The 17,205-nt window shown below is 71.9% G+C and carries 20 protein-coding genes; 8 read left to right on the forward strand and 12 right to left on the reverse strand.

The genetic code is table 11. The features are described 5' to 3' along the window. The first annotated feature begins 189 nt into the window (after window positions 1-189). Both GGE06_RS03190 and GGE06_RS03195 read left to right on the forward strand, forming a co-directional pair. On the forward strand, window positions 190-729 hold the full coding sequence (locus GGE06_RS03190) for a flavoprotein (RefSeq protein WP_116165566.1): 540 nt from the start codon (window positions 190-192) through the stop codon (window positions 727-729). 62 nt (window positions 730-791) lie between these two features. Further along, the gene (locus GGE06_RS03195; RefSeq protein WP_246532296.1) at window positions 792-1,391 is read left to right on the forward strand and encodes a DUF4231 domain-containing protein; all 600 of its coding nucleotides are present in this window, start codon (window positions 792-794) and stop codon (window positions 1,389-1,391) included. 50 nt (window positions 1,392-1,441) lie between these two features. On the opposite strand, the gene GGE06_RS03200 is transcribed toward GGE06_RS03195, so the two are convergent. Beyond that, window positions 1,442-1,891 (reverse strand): lamin tail domain-containing protein, encoded by a 450-nt coding sequence (locus GGE06_RS03200; protein WP_116161230.1) that lies wholly within the window; start codon window positions 1,889-1,891, stop codon window positions 1,442-1,444. A gap of 126 nt (window positions 1,892-2,017) precedes the next feature. Here GGE06_RS03200 and GGE06_RS03205 point away from each other — a divergent pair, with 126 nt between their 5' ends. After that, a complete protein-coding gene (locus GGE06_RS03205; RefSeq protein ID WP_116161231.1) occupies window positions 2,018-2,794 on the forward strand; it encodes an MBL fold metallo-hydrolase in 777 nt (258 codons plus the stop codon). Between the two features lie 51 nt (window positions 2,795-2,845). Here GGE06_RS03205 and GGE06_RS03210 read toward each other — a convergent pair whose 3' ends face one another. Next, entirely contained in the window at window positions 2,846-3,604 is a 759-nt protein-coding gene (locus GGE06_RS03210) for a GntR family transcriptional regulator (protein ID WP_116161232.1), read from the reverse strand. 187 nt (window positions 3,605-3,791) lie between these two features. On the opposite strand from GGE06_RS03210, the gene GGE06_RS03215 reads away from it, so the two are divergent. Together GGE06_RS03215 and GGE06_RS03220 are read left to right on the forward strand one after the other, a co-directional pair. Further along, entirely contained in the window at window positions 3,792-4,016 is a 225-nt protein-coding gene (locus GGE06_RS03215) for a hypothetical protein (protein ID WP_116161233.1), read from the forward strand. A gap of 68 nt (window positions 4,017-4,084) precedes the next feature. Continuing rightward, window positions 4,085-4,339, forward strand: a complete 255-nt coding sequence (locus GGE06_RS03220) for a DUF2277 domain-containing protein (RefSeq protein ID WP_116161234.1) — start codon at window positions 4,085-4,087, stop codon at window positions 4,337-4,339. 115 nt (window positions 4,340-4,454) lie between these two features. Here GGE06_RS03220 and GGE06_RS03225 read toward each other — a convergent pair whose 3' ends face one another. From GGE06_RS03225 to GGE06_RS03245, 5 genes are all read right to left on the reverse strand, one after another. Then, a complete protein-coding gene (locus GGE06_RS03225) occupies window positions 4,455-5,084 on the reverse strand; it encodes a DedA family protein (protein WP_376773494.1) in 630 nt (209 codons plus the stop codon). 213 nt (window positions 5,085-5,297) lie between these two features. Beyond that, on the reverse strand, window positions 5,298-5,819 hold the full coding sequence (locus tag GGE06_RS03230) for a DoxX family protein (RefSeq protein ID WP_184929978.1): 522 nt from the start codon (window positions 5,817-5,819) through the stop codon (window positions 5,298-5,300). Window positions 5,820-6,007: 188 nt separating this feature from the next. Next, window positions 6,008-6,658, reverse strand: a complete 651-nt coding sequence (locus GGE06_RS03235; protein WP_116161236.1) for an HNH endonuclease family protein — start codon at window positions 6,656-6,658, stop codon at window positions 6,008-6,010. A gap of 504 nt (window positions 6,659-7,162) precedes the next feature. Next, complete coding sequence (locus GGE06_RS03240) at window positions 7,163-7,831, reverse strand: HAD-IA family hydrolase (RefSeq protein WP_116161237.1); 669 nt, start codon at window positions 7,829-7,831, stop codon at window positions 7,163-7,165. Between the two features lie 153 nt (window positions 7,832-7,984). Next, complete coding sequence (locus GGE06_RS03245; RefSeq protein WP_184929979.1) at window positions 7,985-9,190, reverse strand: peptidoglycan-binding domain-containing protein; 1,206 nt, start codon at window positions 9,188-9,190, stop codon at window positions 7,985-7,987. Window positions 9,191-9,427: 237 nt separating this feature from the next. Between GGE06_RS03245 and GGE06_RS03250 the strand changes: the two genes are divergently transcribed. Beyond that, window positions 9,428-11,488 carry an MDR family MFS transporter gene (locus tag GGE06_RS03250; RefSeq protein ID WP_184929980.1) on the forward strand — a complete coding sequence of 687 codons (2,061 nt, stop codon included), beginning with the start codon at window positions 9,428-9,430 and terminating at the stop codon, window positions 11,486-11,488. A gap of 48 nt (window positions 11,489-11,536) precedes the next feature. Here the strand turns inward: GGE06_RS03250 and GGE06_RS03255 are convergent, their stop codons facing one another. Beyond that, window positions 11,537-12,022: a GNAT family N-acetyltransferase gene (locus GGE06_RS03255; RefSeq protein ID WP_116161240.1), complete on the reverse strand. Its 486-nt coding sequence runs from the start codon at window positions 12,020-12,022 to the stop codon at window positions 11,537-11,539. A 33-nt stretch (window positions 12,023-12,055) separates the two neighbouring features. Further along, a complete protein-coding gene (locus GGE06_RS03260; RefSeq protein WP_116161241.1) occupies window positions 12,056-12,367 on the reverse strand; it encodes an antibiotic biosynthesis monooxygenase family protein in 312 nt (103 codons plus the stop codon). Between the two features lie 11 nt (window positions 12,368-12,378). Between GGE06_RS03260 and GGE06_RS03265 the strand changes: the two genes are divergently transcribed. Beyond that, entirely contained in the window at window positions 12,379-13,563 is a 1,185-nt protein-coding gene (locus GGE06_RS03265) for a serpin family protein (RefSeq protein ID WP_221517646.1), read from the forward strand. A 56-nt stretch (window positions 13,564-13,619) separates the two neighbouring features. Further along, a complete protein-coding gene (locus GGE06_RS03270; protein WP_116161243.1) occupies window positions 13,620-14,024 on the forward strand; it encodes a hypothetical protein in 405 nt (134 codons plus the stop codon). Window positions 14,025-14,026: 2 nt separating this feature from the next. Here the strand turns inward: GGE06_RS03270 and GGE06_RS03275 are convergent, their stop codons facing one another. The 3 genes from GGE06_RS03275 to GGE06_RS03285 form a co-directional block, all read right to left on the reverse strand. After that, window positions 14,027-14,695 (reverse strand): O-methyltransferase, encoded by a 669-nt coding sequence (locus GGE06_RS03275; protein ID WP_184929981.1) that lies wholly within the window; start codon window positions 14,693-14,695, stop codon window positions 14,027-14,029. Further along, window positions 14,692-15,780 (reverse strand): DUF2330 domain-containing protein, encoded by a 1,089-nt coding sequence (locus GGE06_RS03280; protein ID WP_184929982.1) that lies wholly within the window; start codon window positions 15,778-15,780, stop codon window positions 14,692-14,694. The genes GGE06_RS03275 and GGE06_RS03280 overlap by 4 nt, the downstream gene beginning before the upstream one ends. A 132-nt stretch (window positions 15,781-15,912) precedes the next feature. Next, window positions 15,913-17,199: a cytochrome P450 gene (locus GGE06_RS03285; RefSeq protein WP_116161246.1), complete on the reverse strand. Its 1,287-nt coding sequence runs from the start codon at window positions 17,197-17,199 to the stop codon at window positions 15,913-15,915. Window positions 17,200-17,205 lie beyond the last annotated feature (6 nt).

The following is a 17,205-nucleotide window of genomic DNA, read 5'->3' on the forward strand; positions in this document are numbered from 1 at the left end:
ACCGTCGGCGACAGGTGACATCCGAATCTGACATCAATGGCGGTGTATGACAGACGTCCTGTGCTGCCCTTCGTGGTGTCCGCGAGCCTGGGTGTGTGCTCGGCAGACGGGGATAGGGACGGGGCGAGGTCGTGGCTTCGTGGTCGCCCGCTTTCGGGCTGGTGGGAGTGGGTGTGGTCGGATGTGGGGATGAGCACCCTGTACTTGTTCGCGAGCGCCGCCGAGCCCGTTTTCGATATTGCCCGTGTCATCGAGGACGCGCAGGCCGACGGCTGGGACGTCTGCCTCGGGCTCACCCCTACGGCGGCCCGCTGGCTCGCCGGGTCGCTCGACGGGCTCGCGGTGCTCACCGGGCATCCCGTGCGGTGGGACTACCGGCTTCCCGGTGAGCCGGATGTGTGGCCGGCCGCCTCGGCCGTTCTTGTCGCGCCGGCTACGTTCAACACGGTCAACCGTTGGGCGCTCGGCATCGCGGACACGTTCGTCGTCGGTGTCGTCGCGGAGGGCATCGGCAAGGGGATTCCCATGGTCGCCGTGCCGTGCGTGAACGCGGCCTACGCCCAGCACCCGCAGTTCGAGCGCTCCGTGGAGACGCTGCGGGGGGCTGGGGTCTCCGTGCTGTACGGCGAGGACGGGTTCGTCAGCCATCAGCCGGGGGAGGGGGCGGCCGGGCTCTTTCCGTGGCGGCATGCCCTCGATGCCGTGCGTGAGGCCGTCGTCGCCGACTGAGCCGCGGTTCCCTTCGGCGGTGCAAGTTGACGTGGACGCGTCCTGGCCGGTGTACTCCGAGCATGGCTGAGGTGGGGGACGCTCCCGAACCAGGGGTGCAGGGCGGCGAGATGACGCCGCAGCGGTACATCGAGACCAGGCTCGTGCAGTACCAGGGCTGGTACGACGCCAAGGCGACCCGGATGAAGGCGATGCATCTACGGATGCGGACCGTGTCCGTCGTCGGCGGTGCGCTCGTGCCGGTGTTCGTGAACCTGGACCTGGAGTTCGCGCGGATCACCGCCACCGTGCTCAGCGTCGTTGTCGTTGCCGCCGTCTCGCTGGAGAGCGTCTACCGCTACCGCGAGCAGTGGAAGAACTACCGCTCGACGGAACAGCTGCTCGGGCACGAGCGCGTCTACTTCGAGACCAAGGTCGGGCCGTACCGCAACCTGGCCAGGCGCGATGCGTTCTCCGTCCTCGTCGCCCGCGTCGAGAAGGCCATCGCCAACGAGAACTCCGCCACCCTGAACGTCATGACCCTCGGCGGGCAGGTCAACTCCGACGTGCAGCAGCAGGGGATTCCCGCTGCCCGGAAGGAGCCGAAGCCGGAGCCGGAGCCGAAGACGGGGGCGGGGACGGAGCCGGAGCCGGAGCCGGAGGAAGTCGAGCGGGGCGCCTAGCCTGTGGGCCCCGGCCCTGCGGGGCCCACGGCATCAGTTCCTCTGATGCGTCAGCACCACTTGTAGTCCACCCGCGTCGAGTTGTACGCGCAGTTGTCGACCCACGCTCCGTTCGACTTCCGGAGCGTCGCCGTGTCCTTGTCGTTGTTCCAGACGTACGCGGCGCGGTTCTGGTAGACGTTCGCCGCCGTGTTCGTGCCGCGGCCCGTGCGGACCGTCACGATCTTGCCCGCGCCCAGCGTGAAGCCGCCGAAGGTGTACTTGTGGCCGGCCGCGTCCGTGACCGTCCAGCCCCGCAGGTTGACCGCCCCGGCGGTCGTGTTGCGTATCTGGACGTACTCGGCGTTGAGGCTGGTGTTGGACCGGTTGTCCGTGCCCGGGCTGTCGTAGTAGATCTTGTACAGGTGGACCGATCCGGCGGCCTGCGCCTGCGAAGGCAGCAGCAGGATGCCGGAGGCGGCGGCCGCGGTCACGGCCGCGAGCGTGCGTACGCGAAGCATGAAAGTCCCTCAGTTCTCTGCCGGGCACCCGCCGATGGGGCCCGGCGAGCCCACAGAATACGCACACCCTTCACCTCTTCCGCACAAGTTCCGGCCAGTTCCGGTCAGCCGTCCTAGACTCGTCGTATGAGCAGCGTCCCGCTGCGGATCACCGTCCTCGGGTCCGCCACCCCCTTCCCCCGGCCGGGCAACGCCTGCTCCGGCTACCTCGTCGAGGGCGGCGGCGTGCGCGTCTGGGTGGACGCCGGGACCGGCACCCTCGCCGAGCTCCAGCGGTACGTCTCGCTCGGCGAGGTCGACGCCGTCTGGATCTCCCATCTGCACGCCGATCACAGCGCCGATCTGCTGACCGCCTACTACGCGTTGCTGTACGCCGGGCTCGATCTGCCGCTGCCCGTTCCCCTTTTCGGGCCGCCCGGCATCGCCGACCGGCTCGCCGGCTTCCTTACGAATGGGCCCGACCGCAGTCCCGTCGAAAAGGCCTTTGCCGTGCAGGAGTTGTACGACGGGCATCTCGTCCGCATCGGTGGGCTCAGCCTTCTGGCCCGTGCCGTCGAGCACGGCGGGCTGTCCGCCTTCGCCCTGCGCGTGGAGGATGCGGAGGGGCGCTCGCTCGTGTACTCCGGGGACTGCGAGCCCTGTTCCCCGCTCGTCGAGCTCGCCCTCGACTGCGATCTGTTCGTCTGCGAGGCGGACGGCCTTGTGCCCGGGCACCATTCCGCCGCTCAGGCCGGAGAGAGCGCTGCCGCCGCACGTGCCGGGCGGCTCGTCCTGACCCATGTCGGGCCGGGGGCCTCCTCTGCCGACGCCGTCGCCCTCGCCGCCGCCGAGTACCCCGGAGATGTCGTCCATGCCGATCCCGGGCTTCGGTTCGAGGTCGGACAGTTGGGGGGTGGGGGGTGAGGGCTGGGGTTGGGGTCGGAGCCCGCGCCAGGGGCGGCGTCCGCGTCCGGCTTACGCGTCGAAGTCGTACTCCAGGACGTACGACGACGCGTCCAGCGTCATCTCGTTGAGCTCCACCGCCATCCCCGGCCCCGTGAACGCCGTCCGTCCGATCAGTACCACCGGCGTCCCGAACTCCAGCGCGAGCCGGTCCGACTCCTCCGCCGTCGGCATCCGGCAGCGGATCTCCTCCCGGAACCGTACCGGCCGGTGCCCCAGCTCCGTCAGCCGCGCGTACGTGCCGCCCGGACCCGTGTCCGGCTCGGTGATCGGCGTCCCCCGTACGAGCTCCGCGGAGAGGTACGACACCGAGAGCAGCACCGGCTTCGCGTCGAGGACGAAGCGGCGGCTCCGGACGCAGACCGGCGCCCCAGGAGCCAGGTTCAGCGCGCCCGCGACCCGGTCCCCGGCCTCCGTCTCGTCCACCTCGATCTGGTCGACGACGAGGTCCCGGTCCTCGATGTCCGCCGACCAGACCGAGCGGCCGCTGCCCCACTGGTCCCCGGCCAGGCGAGGGATGCCCCGGCGGCGCAGCGGGCGGAAGACCCGGACGAAGACCCCGGCGCCCTTGCGCGCCTCGGTGAGTCCCTCCGTACGCAGCACGGCCAGGGCCTGGCGGGCGGTCATGCGGGCCACGTCGTAGGTCGTCATGAGGTCGTTCTCGCCGGGGAGCCGGTCGCCCGGCGCGAAGGCGCCCGACTGGATCGCGGTTCTCAACTCGTCGGCGATGCGCTGGTACTTGGGCCGACGAGCACTGTCCTGATCAGTCACGGGTGGACCACTCCCTTCGTTGCGGGACACCCTACGGCGCGCTCCTCGGCCCGGGGGTACGCCTGTACGCCGTCCCGCCCGGTCGATCCATCCATCGGGGGACATCTCTAGAGATACGTTGACAGGGCGGGGGCGCCGCGCTTCCCTGAGTGTCCCCAGGCTTCAGGATTCGGGACGGAGGGGATGCGTGCAGCCACTGCCCGAGGTCGGTGACCTCGTCCGCGACACCGCCACGGGGCGGGTCGGTTTCTATGTGGAGAGCGTCTCCGGACGCTTTCTGATCCGCGCCGTCCACGGCGGCGGCGAGTGGGAGGCCGAGCCCGTCGACGTCCAGCCCGCCACACCTCTGCACGAGCTGCGGGCCCGTACCGCCGAGATCAACGCACGGAGCAGACGCGGGCTCGGTGGGTGACCTGCCCCTTCGAGGGGGCCGGCTTGGCGTTCGGAGCGGTTGTCAGTGGGGCGCGCCACACTGGAGGCATGTGCCGAAGCATCAAGACGCTCCGCCCGCCCGCCCTGCCCGAGGAGGCGACCGAGGACGACATCCGCGCCGCCGCCCTGCAGTTCGTCCGCAAGATCTCCGGCTTCCGCGCGCCCGCCGCCCACAACCGCGAGGTCTTCGAGCGGGCCGTGGACGAGATCGCCGATGCGACCGCGAGACTCCTGGACGGCCTGGAGGTGCGCGGCGCCCACCCCGCCGCCGGGACGCGGGAGCCTCGACCCGCCCCCGCGTAGACGCGGGAGTTTTGGCCCGTCGCCGCGTAGACGTGGGAGTCTCGGTCCGTCGCTGTCAGGACGCGGGAGTCTCGGCCCGCCGTCGTCAGGGCGTGGGAGTCTCGGTCCGCCGTCGTCAGGACGCGGGCGCGGGAGCCGCGGCCGGGCGCCGTATGAGGTACGCGGCGAGGCCGCCCGCGAGGAACAGCGCGAGGGTCGACACCCCCGCGCTGAACCAGGTCGCCCCCAGCCACTGACCGCCCAGCCAGCCGAGCCCCACGCTGTACGAGGCCCAGGTGACGCCCGCCAGCGCCGACCACGGCAGGAACTCCTCGACCCGCCGCTTCGCCGCGCCCGCGCCCAGTGAGACCACAGAGCGGCCGGCCGGGGCGAAGCGTGCGAGGACCACGAGCAGTCCGCCGCCCCGCGCGAGCGCGGTGCCGAGACGTTCCTGCGCCAGCGAGAGGCGGCGTGAGCGTCCGATCGCCCGGTCCAGCCTGGCCCCGCCGCGCAGTGCCAGGCGGTACGCGAGGAAGTCGCCGAGCACCGAGGCGCCGGCCGCGCAGAGGAGGAGGGGGAGGAGTGAGGGCACGCCGTGGGAGCCCCCGGTGGCCGTCGCCGCCGTCGTGGCCGCGGTGATCACCAGGAAACCGCTCGGCAGCACGGGGAGGAAGACGTCGAGCAGGATCGACGTCGCCACCACCGGGTAGATCCACGGGCCGGCGGTGAGCGACCGCAGCGAGCCCAGGCTGTCGAGCAGATTCACAGGCCAGAGCCTACGCGGGAGCGGGTGGTGGACCGCCGGTGGGTGCGATGCGGGGAGGGCCGGGCCCGTAACAGCCTCGGGCTGATGAGGACCGCGGGCTGAGGAGGGTCGCGTGCTGAGGAGCGCGGCCGGCCGATGAGGGCCGTGTGCTCATGAGAAGGGCCGGAAACCGTGATGTGGTTTCCGGCTCCTTCCGGTAAGCGTGCCGTGCGGTCAGGCCGCGACCGGCGCACCTCGCTCCTCCCGCGCCTTCGCGTCCGTCGCCTCTCCGGCGCCGAAGAGCCGGTCGAGGGCCAGGGCGCCCGGGCCCGTGAACACGAGCAGGGCGAAGGCCCAGCAGAACATGGCCGCGTTCTCGCCGCCGTTCTGGAGCGGGAAGAGCGCCTGGGGCTGGTGGACCTCGAAGTACGCGTACGCCATCGAGCCCGAAGCGAGGAACGCGGCGCTGCGGGTGCCGAGCCCGGCCAGGACCAGGACGCCGGCGCCGAGCTGGATGACGGCCGCGTACCAGCCCGGCCAGGTGCCGGCCGGTATCGCGGTGCCGCCGAGGAGCCCGAAGAGGGAGGAGGCGCCGTGGCAGGCGAAGAGCAGGCCGACGACGATGCGGAAGAGGCCGAGCGCGTAGGGCTGGGCCTGGTTCAGGCGGGTAATGAGGTTCACGGGTGCGCCCGGGGTGCCCAGGGTGCCCGGGGTGCCCGGGGCGTTCTCGGCCCTGGTGGTGTTCGAGTCGGTCATGGGGAGGGGACTCCTTCGGCCTGGCCTCGTTCGTGGGGAACGGGGCGCGGGGGGACGGAAACCGATGAGGCCGTAAGGTTAGGCACCCCTCACCAGTACTTGCAAGTTCAACATTCGGCCACCGGGGAGCCTGTGGTCGGGCTCACTCCCCGGCGGCCGTCGTTGACGCGCGCTCAGGGGGCGGGTGGTCAGCAGCCGTTGAGGACGGACTCGAGGGCGCTCTTCTCGGCGGAGTCGATGCTGAGGTCGTAGGAGTACTTCACCTGCACCCACGCCCTGACGTACGTGCAGCGGTAGGCCGTCCGCGGGGGCAGCCACGTCGCCGGGTCCTTGTCGCCCTTGGCCTGGTTGACGTTGTCGGTGACGGCTATGAGCTGCGGCCGCGTGAGGTCGTTCGCGAAGGCCTGGCGCTGCGCGGTGGTCCAGGAGTTCGCGCCCGAGCGCCAGGCCTCGGCGAGCGGGACCATGTGGTCGATGTCGAGGTCCGAGGCGAGGGTCCAGGTGGCGCCGTCGTACTCGGAGTACCAGCTGCCGCTGGTCGCGGCGCAGTTGGAGTCGGTGACGACGTTCACGCCGTCGCGCTTGAGGACGGTCTCGCGCGTGTTGCAGGTGCCGGACTGGGTGATCCAGTGCGGGAAGAGGTCCCTGCTGTATCCCGTGGTGGAGCCTGCCGCCTTGACCGTGAGCGCGGCCAGGTAGGTGCGGGCGGTCGCGGCGCTGACCGGGGTCGGCATGGCGGCCTGCGCCGACGGGGCGGTGGCGAGGAGGCCGGTGACGGTGAGGGCGGCGGAGGTGGCGAGAACGGCGAGTCGACGCGCGTAGATCATGCCGGAGGGCATGTGAACTCCCTTGATGTGGGGGGACCTTGGCCTGTTGCCGTCCCCGCTGGGTGCCGGGCGGTCGGGCCCGGTCATCGTGGCGGCGCGAGGTTTCCGTGGGGGGTGCGCCAGGTAACAGGGTGGCGACATGGGCACGTCACATCAAGGGGTGCGGAACTCCTGATGGAGTGCCAGATTCCGCCGGGTGGGCGGAGGTTCGGTACGGGCGCGCCCGTGCGCGGCCGGGAGGGTTCGGTGTAAACGCCTCATACGTGGCCGGAAGGTCCGGCGTGAAAGTCTCCCGCGTGGCCGGAAGGTCCGGTGCGAAAGTCTCCCGCGTGGCCGGAAGGTCCGGTGCGAAAGTCTCCCGCGCGGCCGGAAGGTCCGGTGTGAAAGTCTCCCGCGCGGCCGGAAGGTTCGGTGCGAAAGCCTCTCGCGCCGCGGGGAGTTCCGTACAAACGCCTCACGCGCGGCCGGAACATCCGGTCGCGCGCGAGGGGGAAGAAGGAGAGGGGAGGGGAGGGGTTACGTCAGGACGGTCAGCGTGATCGAGCCGTCCGTCGCGGGCTCCACCCGCAGCCGGGTGAGGTCGGCGACGTGTACGTCCGGCGCGAAGGCCGCCGCGCGCGGGCCCACGCCCACGACGCGCATGCCGGCCGCGCGGCCCGCCTGGATGCCCGCCTCGGAGTCCTCGAAGACCACGCAGTCCGCCGGGTCGAAGCCCAGCGCCGCCGCGCCCTTCAGGAAGCCCTCGGGGTCCGGCTTGCTGGCGCCGACGCTCTCCGCGGTGATCCGGGTCTCCGGCATCCGCAGCGCCGCCGCGCCCATCCGGGCCTGCGCCAGCGCCTCGTCCGCCGAGGTCACCAGGGCGTGCGGGAGGTCCGCGATCGCCGCCATGAAGGCGGGGGCGCCGGGGACGGGCACGACCCCGTCGAGGTCGGCGGTCTCCTCGGCCAGCATCACCCGGTTGTCCGCGTAGTTCTCCTCCATCGGGCGGTCCGGGAGGAGGACGGCCATCGTCGCGAACCCCTGGCGGCCGTGGACCACCCGGAGCACCTCGCCCGCGTCGAGCCCTTGCCGGTCCGCCCAGCGGCGCCAGCAGCGTTCGACGACGGCGTCCGAGTTGACGAGGGTGCCGTCCATGTCGAGGAGGAGGGCGCGGGTGGTGAGCGTTGCCGGGGTGGTGGCAGGCATCGGGTCTCCAGAAGGGGTGGCGCGGAGAACGAAGCGGTCCCGCCCACCGGTCAGGGAGTGCGGGCGGGGCCACTTTGTTCTTCTACGATACAAAACCGGGAGCCGTCTTGGCCAACCGGTCCACCAACCGGTCACCAACCCGGTCCACCACCCTCACTGCAGCGAGGTGCTCCGCTCCAGCGCCTCACGCGTGTTCGGGCCGTACACGCCCTTCGGGTCGCCCTCGATGTACATCCAGGACTGGTAGTTCTTCACCGCGCGCCAGACGTCCTGGTCGTACTTCCCGTCGATCTTGTCGTGGTACGCCCCCGCCAGCGTCAGTCGCATCTGCAGCTCGACCACCTCGTCGCCCCGCGAGCCGAGGCTCAGCGTGACCGCCGTCTCCTCGGTCGGCTGTGCGGACGGTGTGGCCGTCGTCGGCGCGGCGGTCGTCGGAGCCTCCGAGGGGACGGCGGCCGGAGGGGCGGCCTTGCTCGTCGACGCGCTCGGGCTCGCCGTGGCGGTGCTCGGGGAGGAGGTCGGGGACGGCGACGCGGTGGTCCGCTCCGGGGTCGGGGAGGAAGCGGTCGGCTCCGGGGTCTCGGAGGAGGGGGACGGCGCCTCCGACACGGCGACGTTCAGGGACGCGCTCGTGGTCACCTCCGGCACGGCCGCCCGGTCGTCGGCGTCGTCCGCGCCGCCGAGGACGACCGCCGCCAGGGCCGCGGTGCCCGCCACGGCGACGGCGGTCACCGCCGCGGCCATGACGCCGCGCCTGCGACGCCGGGCCCGCGCCCGCTCCTGGCCGTGCCCGGGCGGTACGTCACCGACGCCGCGCAGCAGCAGGGGCATCGTCTCGGAGGGGTCGCCCGAGGCGCCGGGGTGGACGGGGTCGGGGTACGGCTCCGAGCCGGGGCCGGTCGGGTACGGCTCCGAGCCCGCCCCGCCCGCGTACGCCTCGGGGCCCGCCCCGCCCGCGTACGCCTCGTGCGTGACCGGTATCGGTGCCGTGAGGTCTGCCGGTGCCGTGAGGTCGCCCGGGCGGATCGCCGCCAGCTGGGCGGTCGGCGGGTCCTCCGTCGAGTACGCCGGTAGATGGGTGGTCTGCTGCCCGTCGGGCCCGGGCCCGAGCCCCGCCCCGTACGCCGACATGTGTGCGGTCTGCTGCCCGTCGGTCTGCTGCCCGTTCGGTCCGGCCCCCGCCCCGTACGCCGGCGTGTGCGCGGTCGCCTGCCCGTCCGGCCCGGATCCCGCCACGCCGGCCCCCGCCCCGTACTGCAGGTCCGCCCCCGCCCCGTACCCCCCGTCCGGCCCCTCGGGTGCGTCCAGGGTGACGTACGGCCTGATCCGCAGCGGGTCGAAGTCCTCGGCGCGCGCCATCTCCGCCGCCCTGGCGCAGGCGCAGCCAGGTCTGTGTACACCGCATTCAGGACAGACGTGTCCGGTCATGATGGGTCCCCTCCCCGATACCACTGCGAGCGATTATGCAGCCCGCCCCTGTACGGCGGGCGAACGGCTGTGCCCTTCCGCAGGCCATAACAGGACATTCAGATCAGGATGGAGGGGCCGCCGCCCACGGGATCCGGACACCGGGGCGGAGACCGAGACGGAGGCCCCATGGCCCAGGACACCAGCCCGTCCCAGCTGGGCGACGCCCCCGTGCCCGGGGAGGGGCAGAGCCGCCGCACCGTCGTCGTCGCGATCGGCGCCCTGCTGCTCGGCATGCTGCTCGCCGCACTCGATCAGACCATCGTCTCCACCGCGTTGCCGACCATCGTCAGCGAGCTCGGCGGCCTCGAGCACCTCTCCTGGGTGGTCACCGCGTACCTGCTCGCCTCGACGGCCGGGACCCCCCTCTGGGGCAAGCTCGGTGACCAGTACGGGCGCAAGAAGCTCTTCCAGGGCGCCATCGTCCTCTTCCTCGTCGGCTCCGCCCTCTGCGGCCTCGCCCAGAACATGCCGCAGCTCATCGCCTTCCGTGCCGTCCAGGGCCTCGGCGGCGGCGGCCTCATGGTCCTGTCCATGGCGATCGTCGGCGACCTCGTCTCGCCCCGGGAGCGCGGCAGGTACCAGGGCCTCTTCGGCGCCGTCTTCGGCGGCACCAGCGTCCTCGGACCGCTGCTCGGCGGGCTCTTCACCGAGCACCTCTCCTGGCGCTGGGTCTTCTACATCAACCTGCCCATCGGCGTCGTCGCGCTCTTCGTGATCGCCACCGTGCTGCACATCCCCGCCCGCTCCACCCGGCACACCATCGACTACCTCGGCACCTTCCTCATCGCCTCGGTCGCCACCTGCCTGGTCCTGGTGGCCTCCCTCGGCGGCACGACCTGGGCATGGGGCTCGCCGCAGATCATCGGGCTCGCCGTCCTCGGAGCCGTCCTCCTCGTCTGGTTCCTGTACGTCGAGCGCCGCGCCGCGGAACCCGTGCTGCCGCTCAAGCTGTTCCGGATCCGGACGTTCAGCCTCGTCTCGGTCATCAGCTTCGTCGTCGGCTTCGCGATGTTCGGCGCGATGACCTTCCTGCCGACCTTCCTCCAGGTGGTCCAGGGCGTCACGCCGACCATGTCCGGCGTCCACATGCTGCCCATGGTGCTCGGCGTCCTGCTCACCTCGACCGCCTCCGGTCAGATCGTCTCGCGTACCGGCCGTTGGAAGGCCTTCCCCGTCGCCGGCACCGCCCTCACCTGCATCGGCCTGCTGCTCCTCCACCGGCTGACCGAGACCAGCTCGACCTGGTCGATGAGCGTCTGCTTCTTCGTCTTCGGCGCCGGACTCGGCCTCGTCATCCAGGTCCTCGTCCTGGTCGTGCAGAACGCCGTCGGCTACCAGGACCTCGGCGTCGCCACCTCCGGCGTCACCTTCTTCCGCTCGATCGGAGCATCGTTCGGCGTCGCCGTCTTCGGCACGATCTTCACCAGCCGGCTCACCGACGAACTCGCCACGGTGTTCGCGAGCGCAGGCACGGAACTCCCGCCCGGCACCGGTCCCGGCCGGGTCGCCGCCGACCCGCGCGCCATCGCCCAGCTCCCGCCCGGGCTGCGGCCGTCCGTCCTCCACGCGTACGCCACGTCCATCACGGACGTCTTCCTGTACGCGGCGCCCGTCGTCCTCGTCGCCTTCGTCTTCGCCTGCTTCCTGAAGGAGGACAGACTGCGCGGCTCGGTCCCCACGCCCGACGCCGGCCAGACCGTCGCCACCCGCCCGGCCGAACGCCCCTCGTACGACGAGTGCGCCCGCGCCCTGGCCCTCCTCGGCTCCCACGAGGGCCGCAAGGCGGTCTACGCGGAGATCACCGAGCGCGCCGGGCTCGACCTGCAGCCCGCCGCGAGCTGGCTGCTGCTGCGCGTCCGCCGCCACGGGACCGTCGAGCCCTCCCGGCTCGCCGAGGCCACCTCCGTACCCCTGCGGGTGATCACGGAGGCGTCCCGGCAGGTGGAGGAGCGGCGCCTGGTGGCCCGGGAGGGGGCCCAGCTGGTCCTCACCGAGGACGGCGTACGGGCGGCGGCGGTACTGGCCGGGGCCCGGGAGGAGTCGCTCGCCGAACTCCTCGGCGACTGGTGGCGACCCGACCGGCCCACCGACCTCGTACAGCTGGCGGAGGAGCTGACGGCCGAGCTGTCCGGCCCGGACGGGAAGCGTCCCCCCGAACCTGGAATGAACCCTGAAGCGAGCCCCTGAAACGAGCCCTGGAACGAGCCCTGGAACGAGCCCCTGGAACGGCGGGGCTCAGAGCTCCTTGCCGTACCAGATGTCCATGTACGGCCCCGAGCAGTACGCGGGGATCTCCGCGTACCCGTGCCGCGTGTACAGGCCGCGCGCCTCGACCAGGTCGAGGCGCGTGTTGAGGACCATCCGGCGCGCGCCGAGGCCACGCGCCTCCTCCTCGAGCCGCCGCAGCAGCGCGCCCGCGCCGCCCGCACCGCGGAAGCCGTGCCGCAGGAAGACCCGGGTCAGCTCGGCGCGTTCACCGTCCAGCATCAGGACCCCGCCGCAGCCGGCCGGCTTCCCCTCGAAGCGCGCCACCAGGAACTGCCCGGTCGGAGGCGTCAGCAGCTCCACCCCGTCGTTCGTCAGCCCCTCGTCGATCTCCGCCTCGGTAGCCGGCCGCTTCCAGTACCGGCTGGCCACGTCGTCGTAGTAGTCGCGCCGCAGAGCCGTCGCGTCCGGGGTGTCGACGCGCTCGGGAGTGAAAGTCCAGGTCATGCGGGTCATTGTGCGACCCGCACGACGAGACGCGCCGCCGAATTACTTCGGCGAAGCCTGCTGGACGACCTCGAACGACCACAGGGTGGATCCGGTGGCAGCGGGCTTCGGCCGCTCGCCACCACCCTGGTGGGCCTCCTTCATGGAACCGCTCATCCAGTTCTGGAAGTCCTCCTCGCTGCGCCAGCGGGTGTACACCAGGTACTGGTCGGTGCCCTCCAGGGGCCGCAGCAGCTCGAACCACTCGAACCCGTCGGACCCCTCCACGGCCCCGGCCCGAGAGGCGAACCGCTGCTCCAGCACCTCCCGCTGCTCGGCCGGCACGGTCAGGACGTTGATCTTCACGATGCTCATGGAGGCAGGATATGGCCCACGGCTCCGGCGGCCCGGAAGCGGATGCGGCGGCGGATGCGATACGGGGCCTGGCCGCGCGGTGGTCGGCTCTTCTCGGGGACGGTGACTTCGTCGTGTCGCCCGTCGGGTTGTGGATGGGGCTCGGGGTCGTGGCGGCCGGGGCCCGGGGGGCGACCGGGGACGAGTTGGGGGTGCTGCTCGGGGTGCAGGGGGAGGCGGCCGCCGAGGCCGTGACGCGGGTCGGGCGGCGGATCGCGGCCATGGACGGGGTCGGGGCGGCCACCGGGGTGTGGAGTGCGGTGCCGGTGCGGGAGGGGTTTCGGCGGGGGGTGCCCGACGTGCGGTTCGGGGTGTTGCCCTGGGCCGCTCTCTTCGCGCTGCCTGATGAGGTGTTCGGTGCCACGGACGACATGTCGATGGGTGAACTTCCCGATCTTCAGGAGGAGCTCGACGAGTGGGTGCGGAGGGCCACCGGCGGGCGGATCCAGCGGATGCCGCTCGACCTCGACGGCTCCGAGGACCTGGTTCTGCTCAACGCGCTGGCCTTGAAGGGTTCCTGGGCGACCGCGTTCTCGGGTCACCTCACCCGCGACGAGCCGTTCACCGACGGGTACGGCGACACCCGGCCCGTGCCGACCATGCACAAGCGGATCCCGGCCGCCTGGGTCTGGTACGCGGACGGGGTCACCGTCGTCGAGCTGCCCTGCGAAGGCGAGCGGAGCGTGCGGGTGCGGTTCGTGCTCGGCCCCGAGGGTGCCGGGCCCGCCGAGGTGCTGCCCGCCGCCTGGGCCGCGCCCGGGGCGCGGCGGCCGCTCGTGGCCGACTCGGCCGACCTCGCTCTGCCGCGCTTCTCGCTCCGTACGACGACCGACGCGCGCGAGCACCTGCCGGCGCTCGGCGTCATCCGGGCCCTGTGCCGCGACGCCGAATTCCCGGGGATCTCCGCGGCGGACCTGTACATCGGCAGGGTCGCGCAGTCGGCCGTCGTCGATGTCGCCGAAGACGGTGTCGAGGCGGCCGGCGTCACCCAGGTGACGATGACCCGTGGCGCGGCCCCGCCTCGCCACAAGGTGGTGGAGCGGATCGCCTTCGACCGGCCGTTCGGGGTCGTCGTGCTCGACGGTGCCGCTGAGCTGCCGCTCTTCGTCGGGTGGCGGTCCAGTGCCCCGCTTGACGATCCCCTGCAGCAGGCGTAGTCCGGAATGAGGGGATCCATGTGGTTTCCGGGAGGGATTCGGAGAGGAGTCCCACCATGCTGGGTGACGAGCTGGGAACGATCACGGGTGAGATGACGGGGATGCGCGTGCTGTCCACGGACGGTGGTCATGCCGTCGTGGAGACCTCGTTCAGGGGGACGAGCACGCTCCTCGGCGCGGACATGAAGGACATGGGGACGTACGAGTCGGTCTCACGGCCCGACGGCACGCTCTTCGGCGAGGGGCACGGCGTCAGCATGACCCGGGCCGGGGACACGGTCACCTGGCACGGCAGCGGTGTCGGACGGTTCACCGAGTCCGGCGGGGTGAGCTGGCGGGGCGCCCTCTTCTACGAGACCGCCTCCACCGAGTTCACCCGGCTCAACGGGATCGCCGCACTGTTCGAGTTCGAGACCGAGGAGAGCGGGAAGGTGTCCGGCACGCTCTACGAGTGGAAGTAGGGCTAGCCGATCACGCGGGCAAGCAGCAGGCCGTCGTAGCCCTTCGTGCCGACCGTCTGGAGGGCCGTCGCGTCGAGGCGGGGTTCCGCGGCGATCAGGTCGAACATCTCGCGGGTCCCGGTGATCGCCGGGTCGTCCGGGTGCGGGGTGGCGACCCTGCCCTCGCGCACCACGTTGTCGACGACGATCACCGTGCCCGGACGGGACAGCTTCAGCGCCCACGCCACGTAGCGCGCGTTGTTGACCTTGTCCGCGTCGATGAAGACCAGGTCGAAGGGGCCCGCGCCCTCCGTCTCCAGGTGCGGCAGGGTGTCCAGGGCCGCGCCCGTGCGGACCTCGACGATCTTGTCGAGGCCGGCGCGGGCGATGTTGGCGCGGGCCACGTCCGCGTGCGCCGGGGAGTACTCCAGGGTGATCAGCCGGCCGTCGGCGGGCAGCGCGCGGGCCAGCCAGATCGTGCTGTAGCCGCCGAGGGTGCCGATCTCCAGGACGTTCCGCGCGCCCTGGATCGAGGCGAGCAGGTGGAGCAGCTTGCCCTGGTTGGGAGCGACGGCGATCTCCGGCAGGCCCGCCGCCGTGGAGTCGGCGAGCGCTGCCGTGAGTGCCTCGTCGGCGGGTGCGATCGTCTCGGTGAAGTAGTGGTCCACTGCCGTCCACTGAGGGTTCGTCATGCGGAGGAACGTACACCGGGGGCCCCGGCCGGACGCCGCCTTCTCACCCGTACGGCGAGCAGCGCCGCGAGCAGCAGGCCGCCGCCGACCGTCAGGAGCCAGGCCGGGACGCCGCCCAGGGTCAGCAGCCGGTCGGTGTACTCGGTCTCGCGGTACGGCGTGTCGGCGACGGTCCGCAGGTGGTGGTCGTCGTCGATCCGCTCGGGGTGCGGGAAGTGCTGCTCCAGGACGGTCAGGCGGACCGGCCGGTCGCCCGCGAGCTCCGCGACGGCGCCCTCGGGCCGCTCGATCGGGCCGGCGAACGTCACCTCGGGGCGGTCGCCGCCGATGGGGGAGCGGGGCTCCATCCGGTGGTCGGCGAGGACGTAGAGGCCGAGCGTCTGGGGTGTGCGGGCGAGGCGGGAGAGGCGCATGGGGTAGACGAGTTCGGGGGAGGCGAAGGCGATCCGGAGCGGGGTCAGTTCGCCGTAGAGGATCGCGCCCTGCTCCTGCGGGGCCAGGCGGACGGCGACGTACTCCCATTTCCGCTCGACGTACGGCTGGAGGGCGCCGGTGAGCCGCTCGGGCAGGTCGAAGCCGTTGGTGCGCAGCCAGTCGCCGAGGGCCTCGGGGTCGGTGGCGGTGAGCCGGGCCACGTCGAAGGGGCCGAGCCGTTCGCGTCCGACGACGCCGACGCCGCCCGCGGTGGGTGGTGCGGCGGCGGCCCCGTCCCCGTTCGTGGCGTCGAACGGCCAGTCGCCCTCGCGCGGCCAGAAGTAGTACCGGTCGCGCTGCTCGGGCTCGGTGAGCCGGTCGAGTTCGTCGAAGAGCGCCGGGTCGCCGAGACGGACGTCGGCGCGGCCCGGCACCGGCATGATCCAGGCCGCGCGCTCGGCGTTCCCGTGGACGTTGAAGCGCATGACGACGGTCTCGGTGCGCCCGTTCCAGCGGACGGCCGACTCCTCCCGGTCGACGCCGATGCGCTGGGCCTTGTCCGGGATCATGGCGCCGCAGCCGCAGGCGTACGCCGGTGCGACGAGCGAGCCGAGTTGGAGCGCGAGCAGCGCGATGATGGTGGTCAGGATTCTGCTGTGTGTCCCCCGCATGGGAGCTCAGACGTACCCGGGGAAGATCCGGTTCCGCCGGTAGGGGGCATGCGGTGCGGGCCCTGAGCCCCTTCGCGCCGTTCAGTGGGGCATGCGGTGCGGGCCCTGAGCTCCTTCACGCCGTTCAGCGGGTCATGCGGTGCGGACGCGGAGTTCCTTCACCCCGTTCAGCCAGGCCGCCCGCAGCCGGCGTGGTTCGCCGACGAGGGTGAGGTCGGGCAGGGCGTCGGCGATCGCGTGGAAGATCAGCTCGATCTCCTTGATCGCGAGGGACTTGCCGAGGCAGAAGTGGGGTCCGCCGCCGCCGAAGCCGAGGTGGGGGTTGGGGTCGCGGGTGATGTCGAAGCGTTCGGGGTCGGTGAAGACCTCGGGGTCGTTGTTGGCGGAGGAGTAGAAGAGGCCGACCCGGTCGCCCTTGCGGATCTTCTGCCCGCCGAGTTCGGTGTCCTGGGTCGCGGTCCGCTGGAAGGAGACGACGGGGGTCGCCCAGCGCACGATCTCCTCGGCGGCGGTCGCGGGCCGCTCACGCTTGAAGAGTTCCCATTGGTCGGGGTGGGTGAGGAAGGCGTGCATGCCGTGGCTGATGGCGTTGCGGGTGGTCTCGTTCCCGGCGACGGCGAGCAGGAGCACGAAGAAGCCGAACTCGTCGGAGGAGAGGTTGCCCTGGCCCTCGGCGGCGACCAGCTGGCTGACGATGTCGGAGGCGGGGCACTCCTTGCGGGCGGCGGCCATGTTCATCGAGTAGCCGATGAGTTCCATGGCGGCCTCGGCGCCGATCTCCTCGGTGATGGCGTACTCGGGGTCGTCGTACGCGACCATCTTGTTCGACCAGTCGAAGATCCGGGAGCGGTCCTCCTGGGGGACGCCGATGAGTTCGGCGATGGCCTGGAGGGGGAGTTCGACGGCGACGCGGGTGACGAAGTCGAAGGTGCCGTCGGCGTCCGTGTCGCGTTCCGCCTCGGCGACGATGGCCCGGGCGCGGTCGCGCAGGGCGGTCTCCAGGTTCCGGATCGCGCGGGGGGTGAAGCCGCGCTGGACGATCTGGCGGACCCGGGTGTGCTCGGGCGGGTCCATGTTGAGCATGATCAGCTTCTGGACCTCGATCTGGTCGCGGCTGATGTGCTCGTTGAAGCGGATGACGGCGGTGTTCTCGTTCGAGGAGAACAGCTCGGGGTGGGTGGAGACGTACTTGACGTCCGCGTGGCGCGTGACCGCCCAGTACCCGCTGTCCGCGAAGCCGGTGACGCCGGCCGGCTGGGAGCACCACCACACGGGCGCGGTCTGCCGCAGCCGGGCGAACTCCGGGAAGGGGACGCGGTCGCGGAGCAGGTCGGGGTCGGTGGCGTCGAACCCCTCGGGGAGCCCCTGGGGGAGATGCCCTTCGGGGAGTCGACCTCCGGGGAGATGGGGGCAGGCCATCGGCAA

The sequence above is a fragment of the Streptomyces nymphaeiformis genome (assembly GCF_014203895.1).
Classification (GTDB): Bacteria; Actinomycetota; Actinomycetes; order Streptomycetales; family Streptomycetaceae; genus Streptomyces; species Streptomyces nymphaeiformis.